8 protein-coding genes, 1 pseudogene and 1 other annotated feature are annotated in these 16,975 nt (G+C 48.5%); of the genes and pseudogenes, 8 read left to right on the top strand and 1 reads right to left on the bottom strand.

Annotated features, from left to right (window positions below):
• Nucleotides 1-1,002: 1,002 nt before the first annotated feature.
• From VPH41_RS24250 to VPH41_RS24235, 4 genes are all read left to right on the top strand, one after another.
• Nucleotides 1,003-2,139, top strand: a complete 1,137-nt coding sequence (locus VPH41_RS24250) for a hypothetical protein (protein WP_328571773.1) — start codon at nucleotides 1,003-1,005, stop codon at nucleotides 2,137-2,139.
• A complete protein-coding gene (locus VPH41_RS24245; RefSeq protein WP_328571772.1) occupies nucleotides 2,136-2,627 on the top strand; it encodes a three component ABC system middle component in 492 nt (163 codons plus the stop codon). The genes VPH41_RS24250 and VPH41_RS24245 overlap by 4 nt, the downstream gene beginning before the upstream one ends.
• Entirely contained in the window at nucleotides 2,624-4,639 is a 2,016-nt protein-coding gene (locus VPH41_RS24240; protein ID WP_328571771.1) for a DUF3732 domain-containing protein, read from the top strand. Before VPH41_RS24245 ends, VPH41_RS24240 begins: the two co-directional genes overlap by 4 nt.
• A 514-nt stretch (nucleotides 4,640-5,153) precedes the next feature.
• Nucleotides 5,154-5,945, top strand: a complete 792-nt coding sequence (locus tag VPH41_RS24235) for a hypothetical protein (RefSeq protein ID WP_328571770.1) — start codon at nucleotides 5,154-5,156, stop codon at nucleotides 5,943-5,945.
• Between the two features lie 252 nt (nucleotides 5,946-6,197).
• On the opposite strand, the gene VPH41_RS24230 is transcribed toward VPH41_RS24235, so the two are convergent.
• Nucleotides 6,198-6,680, bottom strand: a complete 483-nt coding sequence (locus tag VPH41_RS24230) for a hypothetical protein (RefSeq protein ID WP_328571769.1) — start codon at nucleotides 6,678-6,680, stop codon at nucleotides 6,198-6,200.
• A gap of 362 nt (nucleotides 6,681-7,042) precedes the next feature.
• Between VPH41_RS24230 and VPH41_RS24225 the strand changes: the two are divergent.
• The 4 genes and pseudogenes from VPH41_RS24225 to VPH41_RS24210 form a co-directional block, all read left to right on the top strand.
• A pseudogene (locus tag VPH41_RS24225) lies at nucleotides 7,043-7,860 on the top strand (IS3 family transposase); the annotation flags it as partial.
• Nucleotides 7,287-7,392, top strand: a sequence feature (AL1L pseudoknot). (Overlaps the previous pseudogene by 106 nt.)
• 258 nt (nucleotides 7,861-8,118) lie before the next feature.
• Nucleotides 8,119-9,957: an Eco57I restriction-modification methylase domain-containing protein gene (locus tag VPH41_RS24220; protein WP_328571768.1), complete on the top strand. Its 1,839-nt coding sequence runs from the start codon at nucleotides 8,119-8,121 to the stop codon at nucleotides 9,955-9,957.
• Between the two features lie 50 nt (nucleotides 9,958-10,007).
• Complete coding sequence (locus tag VPH41_RS24215; RefSeq protein ID WP_328571767.1) at nucleotides 10,008-12,827, top strand: hypothetical protein; 2,820 nt, start codon at nucleotides 10,008-10,010, stop codon at nucleotides 12,825-12,827.
• Nucleotides 12,820-16,974: a DEAD/DEAH box helicase family protein gene (locus VPH41_RS24210; protein ID WP_328571766.1), complete on the top strand. Its 4,155-nt coding sequence runs from the start codon at nucleotides 12,820-12,822 to the stop codon at nucleotides 16,972-16,974. The genes VPH41_RS24215 and VPH41_RS24210 overlap by 8 nt, the downstream gene beginning before the upstream one ends.
• Nucleotide 16,975 lies beyond the last annotated feature (1 nt).

The following is a 16,975-nucleotide window of genomic DNA, read 5'->3' as shown; positions in this document are numbered from 1 at the left end:
CGTTCCATCTCCGTTGATAACATTCGGCCAAGGTTCGCACGCACCGGTGTCAGGTCTGCCATTCTGACACGGACTGATGCGTTGGGCGCAGTACAAGCTTGCTGAGTCGAAACCTAATTAGAACCACGAACGCGCGCTGCAGGCGCGCGGGGCTGCCGCGCAGCGGCAGCAGTTGGTAGATTCGGAGAGGGCCGGTAGGCCCGGCCCTTCGAATCCCCCGCGCAGGGCGCGCAGGCGCCCTGCTTCTCTCCGCCGGGCACAAAAACAAAAAGGCCACCCGAAGGTGGCCTTTTGCTTTTGTGTCTATGGCGAGAGGGGGATTCAAATCCTAGGTCAGAACTCGCATATATCATAGATTATGGCAATTTGAAATTTCCACATAACCCCAAACATCCCCCTTCTGACATATGCGTCAGCTACTTGGGAAGCTTCTGCTCTACCATTGAGCTACACTCGCGAAGCCTGCATTTTACGCGGGATTCACCGCTGTTGGCAACGTCGCAGCACGTTGCTGTGATCGAAAATGCGATGGCCGATTTCTCCGAGGTGTGATGGCCTGCAGGGGTCCTGCTCCAAAAATCCTATGCTAGGCTATCGGCGGATGCATTCAACTGTAACGAAGTTTTGAGAAAACTTGGTGAAACAGACAAATCCCGAAAATGGATGATTCGTCTTTCGGATTGTATCTTGGCCTTCTTCAAGGCCGACTCACAAGAATGATGAGCGTTCGGATTGCTGGTCGCAGCCTCTGGTCGGCTTGACCTCATAGCATGTGCCACCTACTTTTCACCGTGCATAGTTGTGGCACGAACGGCAAATACTGCCCCTGTTCTACCTTTTTTAATCAATATGAACGAATTTGTGTAGCAAAGAGAATCTTGTTCGTGAACATCTATCTCTGAACTCGATTACATCTTGCAATCAGCTGGGTATTTACACAGTAACCATCAAGTTCATTTCCAGAATACAATTGTTGCTGGCTTCTTAATATCTTTTTCCAACATGGCTACTACTCGTGGGGATGCTACTGCATCCATTGATGCTATCGTCTATCAGCTCGGCGTAGCGGTATCGAAGTGCTTTGAGCTAGACGAAGGCCAAGTTCTGGTGATTGAAGAGCTAGGGGACGTGACAATCGAGGACGTCGTTCAGATCGAAGTGAAGTGCTATGTCGATTCGCTGACGGACGGTCATAAAAACTTCTGGAACACCCTTACCAACTGGATGGACGCTGGCTTCAATCACGCAAAGTATCAGTCTTTAATCTTGTACACGACCCAAGAATTCGGTCCCGAAGGCAACATTTCCAAATGGAACCAGTTCAACGTGGAAGAACGCCTTGCATTCCTAGAGACGGTAAACGTGGATTTTGAGAAAGGATTAAATGACAGGCTGTCCAAGAATCCGAAATCAGAGCCCAGCGCAACGTTACTGCAACAACGCGAATTGCTTATAGCAGAAAAGCGACAGAAGCTTGAGTCTATCGTATCGAAAATTGCAATCGAAGCCAGCTCCCAATCGAAATCTGAACTTTACAGGCATCTGGAAAAGGTGAAATCGAAAGGGATACTACCGAAAAATAAGTCGATGTTTGTTAATGCCTTGATCGGCTTCATCTCCAGGATGGGCCGAGACAAGGGAGTTCGTTGGGAAATTTCGTACGACGATTTTGATAAAGAACTACAGGACCTATATAGTCGGCTTTCAGTTGAGTCTCAGGCGTTTCCGGCCACCTACTACGACTCGTTTAAACCAGAGGACCATACGAAGAAAGATGATCTTTTCATCAAGAAAATCCGTGATATCGACCATAGCAAACATCTCCCACAAGCGATAAAAGAATTTTATTCATCGCTACTGACAACAGGATATGTTTTAGAAAAACACGTAATTTTCAATTCAAGCTTAAATAAATACAGAGATTTAGTAACTAAGAATTTTGAGATGCTGTACGAAAATGCGTGCCTAAAAGGTGATCACTCCCCTGCTGCCACAAAGATATTTTATAATACGACCTGTACTAATTCTCCGCCGGCATTTATTGGATTTGATGATTCACCACATTGGTTTAGAAACGGAATATTACATATCTCAATGAATGATCCTGCTGGTGATTATGAATGGAAATTAAAACCATGACTGAAAAATTATTGGATGAAGAGCGTGAAAGAATAGACCCAATTCGTCACCTTACAACACTACATAACAATCCATTCATATTTTCAAAAGCTTTTTTTGAATTTTATTCCACATTGGGATTAAAAGAAAATTCACTCCTACTGTCATACCTAGTACTTCCACTTACCTTACATAAACCTTGCCGGGACTTTTTGTCGTCTGCCCGTTCAACAAGTAACTTCCATACCATGTCTGAGCGTCAAGGGCTTCTAAATGGTATGCAGCAAAGAGTCTACGAGTACAAAGACCTAACTAATGTAACCCTCCAGTATCTACGAGGATCAAACAAAGTTGAAATCTCCAATCGAATGGTTACTGTCATCAAGGGGGCTAGCGAGGAAGCGCCAAACCCTCAAAAGATGGTCAAGGCTGCCCAACGGCTTGCAGTTTTCTGCCGAATTCCGGAAGTACCAATGATTTACAAGAAACTAGGGATTTACACATTATGAGAGCTAAAATTTTGTTCATTGGTGTGCTTGCTGAAGAAGAAAACGGCGTACATTATGTGGAGTTCAAAGATGGGGTGAACATCGTTACGGGCCGCTCCTCGACCGGTAAAAGCGCATTAATCGAAATCTTCGACTACTGCCTAGGAAGCTCGGATTTTTCAGTCCCGGTTGGAGTAATTACAGAAAATGCAATACTCTATTTCACCGTTATCCAGGTCGAAAATACTGCATTGGTACTCGCACGCCGTCCAGATTCTAAACACGCATTCGTCCGTGAAGAATTCAATTTGGAAATGGTGAAGGCTTTGGACTGGGCAACGATGTCTTACTTTGGTCCAAGCGAATTCTATCCGTTACGAGATTTTTTAAAGATACTGCAGCGTTATTTCAATATAGCTGTTACAGATGTCGATGAAGATCTGGACGAGCGTGAGCGCCGTAATCGACGCGCATCTACACCTAGTATTCGAAGCTTCGCCTCGTACATGCTTCAACATCAGAATCTCATAGCAAACAAGCATGCAATATTTTATCGATTCGATCAAAAAGAAAAACGCGAACAGGCTATCGACCACGCGAAAATTTTCTTTGGCTTTGTTAATCAGCGATATTTCATACTTAAACAACGAGAAAACGAATTGGAGACCCTTATTCGAAGGATTACACGATCTATTCCCAAAGCTGAGCAGGAAGTTAAGGCAAAGAGGACGAGATTGGAGGAAGCAGTTTTCGATTATGTCTCCATCAGCGGGCGGCCGCTCGAAATTGATATTGAACAGGCAATGACAGCGCCGCAGATTCAATTGAACAAACTGCGTAATACAAAAGTGCGTTTTGCATCGGACTCAGATATGCATGTGAAGCTAATGCAGGAAGAGCAAGATAAAAAAGCCATCTTAACCGGCGAACTTAGGGATCGCCAACTTGAGCTTGCCGAAATTGACTCTTCTTTATCTTACGCCCAGAAATATGCAAACTATCGTTCCGAAATTGTGGTACCTAGTAGCGCAAATATCTCACACGCGTCTTGTCCATTTTGCGATGCGGAAACTGACTTAGTAGAGACTAGTGCAAATGATCTTACCGATGCAATTCTTTGGTTGAACTCTGAGTTGGAACGGTCTAGTTATCGTAATTCAGCCCTGGACGAATTGCGTGCTGTGAAAGTTAAAGAAGTCGATGAAGCCAGGAAATTACTGAGGGACTGCACTACTAGGATAGACCGCATATCGAAGCAGATTGCCGACCTTAAAAAAGTTCGCAGCCAATACGAGCTTTCAGTAGGTGCAAAAATGCAGGTGGAAACTGTGCTTCAGGAGATTGTAGATCTAAAAAAACCTGCGAGTGACTTGGACTTGGAGAAGCTAGAAAAAGAACTGAAAGATGTCATTGCCGAACTCAAGGACAAATACAATATTGAAAGCAAGATTCGCAAAGCTGAGGATAGGATCGCTTATTGGATGAAGCATTATAGCGGGAAATTTGACTTCGAAAAATCCTATAGGCCCATTAATCTTAAATTTTCCCTCGAGACGTTTGACCTGTGGCATCAGACTGACGACCGACGCGTATATTTACGTGCGATGGGAAGTGGCGCAAACTGGCTCGCTTGTCATTTAGTTCTGTTCCTGAGTCTACAACGGTATTCGTGCGAGTTGCGTGGAGAATCATCTATACCGTCTATTCTATTTTTCGACCAGCCAAGTCAAGTCTATTTCCCCACCATGCTTGATGGGGCGAAGCAGTTTGCTCCGGAGGACCTTGCCGCTAAAGATACAAGCCGAAATGGCCGTACGGTTGATGAAGATATGCGTGCCGTGACAAACATGTTTGATCAGTTAGTTACGTTCTGCAAAGAGACGCAGCGTGATACGGACATCATGCCTCAAATTATCGTTACCGATCACGCAGATTACTTGCAGTTGACCAGTGGTGTGACGTTTGACTCTTTAGTTCGAAAGCGCTGGCGCGAGGATGATGATGGATTCATCAATATGCGAGGTATAGCTTAACGGGTCTTCTAAAACTGCGTACAGTGCGATCTGCAACCACACTACAAGGAAAATACATGACCACGTATAAAGAATACACCGCAAAAATCGCCGAACTGCAGCAGCTTACGGAAGAAGCACGTAAGAACGAACTCGCAGGTGCAAAAGCATAAATCGCTGGAATCATGAAGCAGTATGGTCTGAGCATCGGCGACCTCCGGGAGACCAAAACGAAGGCTGTTAAAGTTCCAAGTACAGTCGCAGTGAAGTATCGCGATAATGCTACTGGCGAGACTTGAACAGGTCGTGGCCGTCAACCAAGGTGGCGGGAAGATAAGGATAAGAATCATTTTTTGATCAAATAGTTCAATGGGACTGATCAGACTTCATCTGACATCGACTGTAAGATGAAATCTAAAACTGGCTGCTGCCAATTTATTTTTTGTCGACAACGATTATTATTTGATACTTTCCAAAAACAAATTTTAAATATTTTACCATAATCCAAAAAATACAAACCAAATAAAACATTATTATGAAACATATTGGATCCATAAAAAAAGACACCCTTGTTTCAATAATGAATTGGATTGGAATTCCGTTAATTATCTCTTATTTATTTTGCATGATAATTTTCCCATTTTTCGCAGGATGGGGAAATTGGGATTATGTCCAGAAGGTTTGGGATCGCTGGCAAACTATTAATACCGGTTTTTTGGCATTAATTTCAAGCATTATTGCATTCAACATTTCAAAATTTAGTGAGAATCAGCAAAGACAACGTCAATTTTTGGCAGCTCGATCATTTTTGCCGCACGCTCTAAGCGAACTAACAACTTATTGCAGAGATAGCTCAGGAATTTTACGTGAGGCATTAAATAGAACCACAGAGGAGGATTCGGAAAGAGAAACTCCATTATCATCTAAAGCTCCCGATTTGCCAATTGACTATAAAGATATATTTCGTCAATGTATAACATTTGCAGAATCAAATGTGGCAGACAATCTGGCAAATATTCTAGTGCTATTACAGGTTAACAATTCGAGATTAAAAAATCTTGAAAATTCATTTTCCCCTAATAGTCACACGGTACTTTCTCAAATAAACATCATGACATACATATTTAAGCTCGGCGAAATACAAGCAATAATTAATAAAATATTTGATTTTTCCCGAGGTGAAAATGATTTCGATGATTCTTCCCTCATTTTGGATGACTACAGAAATGCATATTCTAATCTTGACTTTAGGATTGACACTATCAATGGGCTAGAAGAATTTACGAAACGTGCAATACTCGCGAAAACGAACATTAACGTTAAATAGATTTTTATATTCAAATATATTCAATATTTTTCGAAAATTTTACTCATTATATATAGCACATATCTAGTCAATATTTTTTCTTAATTTTCAAAAACGCTAGAAACCTATTTTAATGCGTCTAGAATCAATTTAATTCTAAAATCAACACCAAATGCTTCCCTATCAGGTTCCATACGTTAGGGACGTTTCTAGTCGTTTCTAGAGCATGGAAAGGTGCTCTCTACTATTAGATAAAAGATTTGTCGATTTAAATTATCGCAAAGCTCCGGTAAATATAGATTTCACCTTACTTAGTTTACCTACCGAGCTCTTAGATGTAATGGAATGTATTGTAACGTTGCGTTCGCCGCTGTATAAACGCGTAATTTCTGGGATTATCAGTTTTGCATTTCCACACCATTTACTCTCCAAGAGCAACATTTCTATCTTATCACCTTTGAATAAATTATGAAGAATTTCGATGGAATTGTTATTTGGTTCTTTCGTTGGACAAAAAGCTGAAGCGATGTACTTAGCTTTACCATTTATTTTTTCAAATTTTTGCAGTCTATCGAGAAATTCTTTCTCGTACCTGTCTTGATGAAGGTCGTCGTTCGATTGTGGCATCACAAGGAATTGATGCTTTCCGTAACATTGTGGTATTTTCTTATGAAACGTCTTTGTTTCAAATAAATTAGAAAGTAATGTAGTTTTACCCCAATTATTAAACCCGGTGACGAGGAAAACTTTACGCATCGATACTCCAAAAAATAATTAACTATTAATTTACACGACTGATTATGTAGAGATCAAGGAATATAGCATCATTTCCTCGTCAAAACATCACGAAAAATCACTGCTCTACGTTATTAGACAATGCGAAGCAACAAAAGCAGCATTTATTCATCTTGCCGCTCAAAAATCACGTGGATGATGTTGGTAAAAATATCCACGTTGGATGGAGATAGCCTCGCGAGCATATCGGCGATACGCTGAAACGCATTACCAACATGCGGTACGATGCCTAACGACTGAATCGCCCCGGGTTTGAAGGAGGCTCCGACATTTGAGAAAATGGAGCCACCGGGAAAAAATCAGTCCGATATTCCCTCGAAGTGATGGAGCGCGCCGTGCGCATGGTTCAAGAGGACAGCAGCGAGCACGAGTCGCAGTGGGCGGCCATCACGTCCATCGCAGCCAAGATAGGCTGTACCGCCGAAACTCTGCGTCGTTGGGTGCGCCAGCGTGAGCGTGACACAGGTCAGCGTGAGGGCACCACCACCGCCGAAAGTGAACGCCTCAAAGCGCTGGAGCACGAATTCAAGGAGCTACGCAGGCGAACGAAATCCTACGCCTAGCCAGTGTGTTTTTCGCCCAGGCGGAGCTCGACCGCCGCTTCACGTTCATCGACCAGCACAGCCAGGCGTACGAGGCCGAGTCGATTTGCAAAGTCTTGCAGATCGCCCCGTCCGGCTATTGGCGTTACGCCGCGTAGCGGCATAATCCGGCTTTGCGCTGTGCGCGCGCAAAGAGCGATGCGGTGCTGGCTGCTCAAATTGAACGCGTCTGGCAAGCCAATATGCAGGCTTATGGCGCGGAGAAGGTCTGGCGCCAGCTGCGCCGCAAAGGCATAGAGATCGCCCGCTGCACCGTCGAACGCTTGGTGCGCCGCGCCGGCCTGCGCGGCGTGATACGGGGCAAGGTCGTAAAGACCACCGTCGCCAATGTGGCCGCACCTTGCCCTCTGGATCCTGTCCATTGCAAGTTCAAGGCACAGCGGCCCAATCAACTCTGGATGTCCGATTTCACCTACGTCTCGACCTGGCAAGGCTTTGTCTATATGGCATTTGTGATTGATGTCTTTGCACGACGCATCATTGGATGGCGCGTCAGCAGTTCGATGCGCACCGACTTCGTCTTGAATGCCTTGAAACAGGTGCGGTAAGCCCGCCCAGCAGCCGATGATACCAACTCCAACGTTCACTTTGACGGCCGCTCGCGTCGTGCAGCTAGTGCATCGATGTACCAGTTCTGCGTTGTGCAGGTCATTGCCCCTCGGTGAGAATTGGTGTATTTTCCACATGAGCAAGATGCTATCCTTAACAACATTGTTTTAATTCAGCCGAGCAAAAGAATTATTACTTTAAAGAATCGAATTTAAATATCACTTAGCGTAAGTCCAAACTTCATCAGCATGCTCTCCCTTTCCAACAGCGATGAAAAAGCGCCTATCTACCAGAGAGAGGCCTCACTGCGGACAAAATTTCAATCGGGTCTGCCCGAAAAAAACTTAAACCTTACTAAAGTGAAATTACAGTTTTCCCGCCACGTCCGCTCCATAGGTTTACTGAGCAAAGTTCATAATAAAGATTTGAAATACCTCGCCCTAAATATTGGCACGATTGTCATTCTTTGGAGCAATAGACTTGCTCCTAACTTGGACTGTGACGAGTTTGAATCAGCGCCCCCGTTGGCTGAAGCCATCGAGGTAAAACGATTTGTTGATTGGCTATGTGAGCAAAACTTCCTCGACGGTGCATATTGGCTTAGCTCTGCATATTCGATTTGGTCGGGCAATGATTATAGAAAGCAGCTGGCGATGTACTTCACGCCTCCGTCCCTAACAAAACGTCTTTTGGATGACCTAGAGGAAGCTGGCGCATCTTTTGCCTCACACTCATTCTTTGACCCCGCTTGTGGCGGCGCCGCGTTCCTTGCGCCAATAGCACAAAGGATGAGAGCAGCCCTGATTGGGGAAGGTCGACCTTCTGCTGAAATCATTCGCCATGTAGAGGAAAACCTGTTTGGAATAGACCTTGACCCAATACTCTGTAGCATGTCCAAACAATTCCTGAGGATTGTTCTTGCGGATGAAATTGCATGTACTGGCGCAACTCCCTTCTTTCATGTGGCAGTAGCGGATTCACTGACAGAAGCACACAAGCTACACGGCACTTTCGATGTTGTTGTCTGTAATCCGCCCTACCGCAAGATGCCTGCGGCGGAAGTATCGAAGCACCGCTGCGAATACAACCATGTCATTGACTCACAGCCAAACCTGTACGGTCTGTTCCTGACATTAGGTCTCAAATTGCTACGCCCAACTGGTATTGCCGGATTTGTTACCCCTACCAGCTTCATGTCTGGCCGTTACTTCAGCAAATTGCGCACCCACTTATTAGAAAACGCAGATATCACCAGCATCGGCATCGTAAGTGACCGCTTGGGTGTGTTTATCGATGTGGAGCAAGAGACTGCACTGACAATACTGAAGCGGCGCTTAGACTCAGTTTCCACCTACATTTCTCCGAACGTGTCGGTGGTATCGAAACAGGGAAATTTCAAGTCAGTCGGCAGTTGTACACTACCCGGTGGCGGCTGCGCCTGGCCGATCCCTCGCGCAGAGGGCGATGTTGATCTCATTCGTATCATCAGTTCAAGCAAGTACAGATTAGTTGATTACGGATTCGTGCCTCGCACGGGATGTTTCGTCTGGAATCGGGACAAGCGCACGACTTTTTATCACCTGAGCGAGGCTACCGCAGCTGGTGCGGCAGCTCCATATCCCTTGTTATGGTCAAGCGATATTACGACCACCGGTGAGGTCAGGTTCGGCCATAGCAAGAGGGCTATCCAGGAGCCCAGCTATGTAGACATGGTCAGCGAATCCACCACGTCCATCCTTCGCAGGCCAACAGTAGCCATGCAACGCGTCACTTCCAACGATCAGCCGCTACGGCTTGTTGCTGGCGTCATACCGTCTAACGTTATTCAGTTGCACGGAGGGTTTGTTTGCGAGAACCATGTACTAGCACTCGAATCGGCAACCCACAACCCGAAAGTACCCCTGGACTTGCTGGTAACTCTACTAGGATCGCGCCCGGTTGACCGCTACTTTCGCAGCATTTCCGGCTCGACTAACGTTTCGATTTTCGAACTATTGCAGTTACCGCTTCCTGAACCTGCGCGTCTGACCGCGATGCTAGAAAAGGGACTTTCAGTTGATGAGGCTGTTCTCCAGGCATACCTATAACAAAACGCAAAAGTAAGGTCTATCTACTCACGTTCAAGACGGACACGCGCATGCCACCACCACGAGTTACAAAACAGGAAGACCGCGAAGCTGCCGCTGAACGACGCAAGGCGATGGTAGCGCGCGTTCTTTCCGCGCATCGCAACAAGCCCAAAAGTTCAGGGCAGAAGCAAAACATCGTACAGCAGGACTTAGCGACATCTTTCAGCCTGGATGCGGCCGTAAGATCGCAACCAGCCCCGGTTTATGGCTCAGCTGGTATTGCACTTTATCGCGAAGGAGAACAGCTTTCGAGCCGGCCTTCGCCCGCGCTGGTACAGCTAGTCAATTTGTATCTGAGCGTCGCACACAATCGCACTCGCCAGATTGTCCTCGTCTGGCCGACCGCTCCCAAGACCCTGTTGACAATTCATGCGTTGGCAACTCTTGAACGCTGGAAAACGGGAGATAAGCTTGGCATCCGCGGCTCGATCTATCCAGCTAAGTCCAACGTTTTTTATCCGCTCAATCACTTGCACTATGACCGTCAACAAGTGCTGGCGTTAGCAAGTGATCTAGTACAACTCGCTGGCTCCTCCAATGCGCAAATCCCAATTGTGCGCAACCTGTCTGAAAAAGATCCATTCATCCTATCGCTAGGCAGCATCAAGAGCGACTCACAGGAACCATTTAATCCAACTGTGGCAGACCTTTTGCCAACCTATCTGGCTACGGCAGGATTCTCACGATGGGATTCATGCTCGCACACATTGTTAAAACACGTGACTACCCGCTTTAAAAAACGCTCCCATAAACATGCTGTTCGCAACAATTGCGAAACTATTGGCGACCCTAGAAAAGCGCCAGATGCATTCTTCGCGCTTGATGCCCGCATGTCCAAAGACGAGCTACGTAAGGCACTGCAAACACTGGCCTATTGCGGCCCCCCAGACGTAGTGCTGGTCAATGCTACAAGGGCTGTACGCAAGAGCGCGCATGGCTGGGACAAGCACATCACTCGATTCTGCAGTGTGGTGGAAGAGGTTTTCCCCAAGGAGAGACGCCCAGGCATTCTCATCGTCACCGATGAGCCACACGCAGCGCGTGGCCTGCGTGAGCAGCTGCATGGGCTCAATGACAAGTTAAAACAGCATGAGCGCCATTGGAAGGGACACAACACCTATGAGATTGCGGCAGTCTGCAACGGTACGCCTGACGACGCGCTAATGGAGCCCGGACAGGAGAGCATTGAAATGCCATTGCCGCGTGAATTCGATGTCGAAGTCGTTGATGCTGAAGCCAATGCGGTTATATCCAAGCTCTACCGCATAGCGAACGCTCTGGGACGCGTGGAGGCGCAGCCTGTACTGGACGCCGCAGGTTACCTATCGCGTATGGCCGCGCTGCCTTGCGGGGTCGCAACTCTAAGCGAATGGCTATCTCAGCCGACCACTTCCGAGCATTCGCGTCGCGTCTTCAGCTGGTTGACCTACCACACAGCTCTATCGGTGTTTGCCCAGCATGAGAAATGCGGTACCGAGAAGGCGAATATCTTGGAATGTATCGAGGCTGGTACAAGGCTATTTGAAAACTACCAAGTCGCTACTCCCTTTTCCGAACGCCTTGCAAGTCTCGTGGGTCACTATGCGATTACAAAAAAAAGAAAGGTGGCCGTAGTATTTACCAATGCAGTTTATCGGCGCTTAGCGGAACTTTTCTTATCCGAATATACCAATTATTTTAATGAAGCATCGTACAGATCTTTCGCAGCGCAAATCCAATTTTTACCTTCTACCCAACTGGCCAATCGATTGGATCAGTTGGGTAGCTACCAGCTCGTTTTTGCGGGACTCGATGACGAAGGCTTACGGCTGGTAATGACGGATAATCGCGTCGCCAAGCATACGGCGGTCCTGCTGACCACTCGAACAGGCCAGTACCTGAAGGGCACTCTCGAGCCATTGGCGAAGTACTACGACGCGTTTAAGACGCTAAAGCCGCGCATGGAATCTATTCTTCGTCACCTTCGTCATCTTACAGTAGACCGCAGCATACTTTCGCTTGGGGACTATGTCATGCCAACCTTCCACAGCGAACATGCGGCGGGTGCAGATGACGAAGGTAACGCTAGCGACCCGGACGCTTGGAGAATTTCCCTGGAAAACGGCCGGTCCTTATACCGACGCCCAACCCATCACGTCTACCTGTATGACCCTGCCAGCGAGTTCGCGACGGAACGGGGTTTCCGAGTCTGCCAAATATGCGACCTAAAAAGAGGTGACAGGTTGTTCTGCATGTCTCAGGAACTGCGCGAATTAGTTGAGGTCACACTCAAGGCCTCTGGCGTGCCAGTCGCCCACGACAAGTCGTTTGAGACCGACTTGCGCGACTATCACACAGAAGTAAAGAGCCGCCTAAAGGAACGTTTTCCGGGCCGCTCGCGCGCCCAACAAGTGCGTGATTTGCGAATCCATATTTTAGAGAACCTTGAAGCCAGCAATCCAAGTATAGCCGCAGAGTTGCCTGGCGCAGCCGCTGTGGGACGCTGGATTGACTTGGGTGGCGCGGACGCCACTGCTTTCGAGGACTTGCAGCCGCAAGCGCCCCAGCGATTAGAGTACTTTGTTGCATTCGCCCACGCACTAGGATTCAAACCAGTGGAGATTAAGTATTTTTGGCGCGAAGTCATTACACAGATTCGGAATGTGCGCCGAGTGGATGGTCGGCACCTTTCAGAACGATATACCTACATGCTGTTGCATCCTGAGTCAGCCATGCTTAACGTGGGCATCCCTCGGGAAACGATCAAGATGTTATTCAATAAAGCAAAAGATAATGTAGTCGCCATTGATAGGGTCACGTCGACCAAGGAGACCGTGAAAGATGAATAGCCTAGTTTTGCGAGCCAATCCTGCACAAGTGTCGACTACGCTGAAGGAGGCCGTAGTAGATGCCCTGCTTAACATTACACACGCGCATATCAGCGGCGCCGGACAATTTGGCAAACATCTGTATGGCGCGCGTCCCCGCACGTTGCTCAATTCTGGATTCTTGCTCCCTATGCGAGATGAGGCAGGTGACGATGAAGTAACGTCACCAATCTGGATTTCCTCGCATGGCCTGCAACTGCAGTTGGCAAATGGCGTTGGCGGAGAGATTGCTGTGCATCCAAGTCTCTCGGTGTATGTACGCGTACTTCCGGACGAGAGCGACATAAAACGTCCCAACTGCAAACTGAGTTTTCGGCTGCGCCGCGAGGTATTTCTTGCGGTACGCCAAGTCATTCGGGACCGCGAAAACGCAGAATGGGAAAAGATCAAAGGAAGTCATAAGTCTCGCTTCCGGCACCCGGATTGGGCCCGCACTCGTGAAGAAATTCGTAAGCAGGTCTTTACTGAGCGAGGCTTGCCGTGGAATCTGTCAGAACTAAGCAATGATGAGGCCGGAGATAGTGCGACCGGGGATGACGACGGTACCGTGACGATGTCTGTTGACCCCAACGACAACAGCACGCCTATAGTGGGGCGCGACGAAGATTTTGAGCCACTATCCATTTCGCAAAAGTGGCTCCGTCTGGATATCCCGCTTCCCGACCTAAAATTCACTGCGGCCGAGGGCAGTGCAGCCCTTGCCATGCAGGCCGACCAAACCTCAGCGCTGCTCAACACCACTATTTCTCAGTATCTGCAAGCTTGGGCCGAGAGCCCTGAAGGACGCATGTGGGGCTACCGTCGGATGGTCGTCACGCGCAGCCAGTACCAGAACTGGAACATGTTCCTCGACCATGTGCGCGCCTCCGGTAATCCTGTACTTGTTCCTGACATCACGCTTAACTGGAATGTCCAAGTGACTAAGGACTGGCTCAATCCGGATAATCTAAATGTGTTTATTGCACTGGAAAATCGCAGTCAGGAGCCCCGCACACACTCCGAAGATCAAGACCCTGCGGTATTCCTTGTCGAACTGAAGACGAGTCTACCGACGAATCTCCACCGCAATCTCAAATTGGAGCGAGTAGAACCGTCCTACCGCTATAACGCCTACTTGCAATATCCAGCGATAGGTCACAACTGTGGTATTTGCACCGTCGCACGAGATGCCAACCACCTCGTTTTGCGCACTACTTGGACGCCACGTTATGTTCAGCCTCGCATCGTACCAACTTCGAGCGCCGACATTAACCGACACGTACGTTCGCTTAGCCAGCCGGATGGGCTAGATGGGCTATTACCCATCATTCCAGCAATGCAAAAATGGATTGATGAGCAACCTGGAAAGATTGAGCTATCCGTCGGCTTGAGTCCGACCGATGTCGATGCGCTGGAACGCGAAAAAAATAAGTTCAAAGATGACATGCAAAGGTGGCGCGACGAATTAGCTGCCATTCAAGCAGGACTGAGCATTTTGCAGGAGTCCCGCGCCGCATGGAGCGCACGAGGGGTGCAGTCCAATCCACAGGCAGTCGTATATGAGGCCTGGCTATCAATGAATGAGGCGATGGCCAATTTTATGCTGCGCCGCTTCAAGAATGACAATGGTGAGTGGCGCTTGTTCCAGCTAGCTTTCATTGTTGCAAATATCCCGGCGTTGGCATCGCGTGTGCCGGAATTCCGCCATCACTACAATGTCGCACGAGATGATTCGGTCACGCTACTTTATTTCGCCACAGGCGGTGGCAAATCCGAGGCATTCTTCGGCTTGTTGGTATTCAACTTAATGCTTGACCGCCTACGCGGAAAGCACACGGGTGTCACCGCTATGATTCGCTATCCACTTCGCCTGCTAACGATCCAGCAGGCCCAGCGCTGCTCAAAGGTATTGGCCCAGGCAGAGCTGGTGCGCAGGAAGTACAGTTACCCTGGCGACGAGCTATCCATCGGCTTCTGGGTGGGCAGCGGTGGGTCACCCAATAGTCACTCTACGAAGGGCATCTCCAGCTTGCCGGATATCGATTCCAGTCCGCTGTCGCCCATTGCTGAAGAAAAGCTGCGGCATACCGATCAGAAGTACGACTCTGCATGCAAAGCCTGGAACAAAATTCCAGACTGCCCTTTTTGCGGCATGGATACGGCCTTGCGTCGATTCCCAAAACTGGGAGGCACACTAGCGCACGTTTGCACCGATGTCAGCTGCCCCTCCAACATAGGCGGATTCAAGCCCCTCCCCTTCTACATTTGCGATGAAGACATCTATGACCTCGCCCCCTCTGTCCTATTGGGAACAGTGGACAAGTTGGCCCTTATAGGCCATTCGTCCGGTACGATACGCCGGGTCTACGGCATGCTGGGAGCAGCGCCATGGCGCCGTAAGGACACCAACCGTCTTTTCATTCCACAGCACAAGGACTTAACTAAAACGCCTGCCGAGTGCGACTGCGAAGGTCTATGGCCGGCTTACGCCACAGGGGTTAAGCTATTCCACGACCCGTTCCCAAGCCTAATCATTCAGGACGAAGCGCATCTGCTAGACGAATCTTTGGGAACCTTTGCCGGCCTGTTCGAGTCGGCACTGGATGCAGTTTTCCAGTATCTGTACGAGCCGCTCAAAGCTATTGTCGCGCATGACCCGCAACACCAACGGCGACGAGCCAAAGTCATCGCAGCATCCGCGACGGTATCCGAACCTGATCGTCAACTAGAGCACTTGTATCAGCGCCAGACTCCCGCATCGCAGTTCCCGCATCCTGGACCGACATTGTATGACTCGTTTTATGCACAGCCGGAAGCCCCCCTCCCTAGCGAAGTTGATCGCGCGACGCACCAAGACCCCGAAGTTCGTTCACCACAGGCCCGAGTTTATTGCAGCTTCATGACCAATGGTAAACCGCATACGGCCACGAGCGTATCTATCCTATCCAATTTCCATCTATGTATCTCCACCCTGTTCGATGCACTGGTTAATGGCGACATGGCCAAGCAGAAAGAAGTGATCCAGACCATGCAGAATTGCATTAGCCAAGGACCGCTGCAACATCTGCACCAGCAGGCAATCTCAAGCGCCACGGTCGGAGAGATTGCCACACTCGTCGACTTGCACCGCATCGCGCTCACTTATGTCACCAATAAGAAAGGCGGCGACCAAATTATGGCTGCGGAGATGGAGGAGTCGCGCAAGCGTCACTTGAATGCAAATATCCCGCTAGATACGCTCGATACACGCCTAATTACTGGTTCGGTGGATCAGGGCTTGGTGCAGGCAGTAGTGGAAGCCGCACAAAAACGCGATAAGCCGGGGGAGCATTTCACGCCGCTCTCCAAGGTACTACGTTCGGTAATTGCGACATCGGCCATATCACACGGTGTCGATGTGGAAGAATTCAATTCCATGTTTTTTGCCGGCATGCCCTCGGACATAGCTGAATACATTCAGGCTTCGTCGCGCGTAGGCCGCACGCATATCGGCTTTGTGGTACTTGTCCCTACGCCGCAGCGCAGGCGCGACCGTTACATCGTGGAAGTTTTTGACATCTTCCATCGCTTTCTGGAGCGCATGGTGCAACCCGCCGCGATTGATAGATGGGCGGAAAAAGCCGTCGAGCGCGTGTTTCCGAGCATGTTGCAGGCATATTTGGTAGGTGTTGTTCCGAGCCGTGAGCTCATCGCGCTCCCAGAGGATGAAAAGAAAAATACGTCAAATTATTCGTGGGTACCCGATATCAACAAGACCTATAAACTGCGTAAGGATGCATTCATCACCGACATCACGCGCTTCATCGAGTTGGCCATCGGTCTGAGAGCCGGCTACTTCCCGGAAGGCGAAGAGCACTACCGCCGAAGGATTTTCGAGAAAACACGCTTTCTGCTCAATCAATGGTCTACCAGTCCCTTGTATGGCAGCGGCACTTTACGAGACTACTTCCAAGGTCTGTTGAGTACGATGGAAAAGCCAATGACCTCTCTCCGCGACGTGGATCAAGGCGGCGAAATCCGGATGTCCCCGAAAGATGCTCGTGGCAGAACACAGATGGCAAATCAAGTGTTTGCAGTAATGGACTTCGTGCGCAACGGAGTGGCAGAAAACGATGATGACGGGGTCTAAC

Source organism: Janthinobacterium sp. P210006, from assembly GCF_036231885.1.
Classification (GTDB): domain Bacteria; phylum Pseudomonadota; class Gammaproteobacteria; order Burkholderiales; family Burkholderiaceae_D; genus Janthinobacterium; species Janthinobacterium violaceinigrum.
The sequence above is the reverse complement of the archived record's forward strand: the minus strand, read 5'-3'. Positions and strand labels throughout refer to the sequence as shown.

Bases quoted from the DNA above. Each gene is read 5' to 3' on its own strand.
- VPH41_RS24235 (WP_328571770.1), top strand. From the start codon at position 5,154: ATGAAACATATTGGATCCATAAAAAAAGACACCCTTGTTTCAATAATG.
- VPH41_RS24210 (WP_328571766.1), top strand. From the start codon at position 12,820: ATGAATAGCCTAGTTTTGCGAGCCAATCCTGCACAAGTGTCGACTACG.
- VPH41_RS24245 (WP_328571772.1), top strand. From the start codon at position 2,136: ATGACTGAAAAATTATTGGATGAAGAGCGTGAAAGAATAGACCCAATT.
- VPH41_RS24250 (WP_328571773.1), top strand. From the start codon at position 1,003: ATGGCTACTACTCGTGGGGATGCTACTGCATCCATTGATGCTATCGTC.
- VPH41_RS24215 (WP_328571767.1), top strand. From the start codon at position 10,008: ATGCCACCACCACGAGTTACAAAACAGGAAGACCGCGAAGCTGCCGCT.
- VPH41_RS24220 (WP_328571768.1), top strand. From the start codon at position 8,119: ATGCTCTCCCTTTCCAACAGCGATGAAAAAGCGCCTATCTACCAGAGA.
- VPH41_RS24240 (WP_328571771.1), top strand. From the start codon at position 2,624: ATGAGAGCTAAAATTTTGTTCATTGGTGTGCTTGCTGAAGAAGAAAAC.
- VPH41_RS24230 (WP_328571769.1), bottom strand. From the start codon at position 6,680: ATGCGTAAAGTTTTCCTCGTCACCGGGTTTAATAATTGGGGTAAAACT.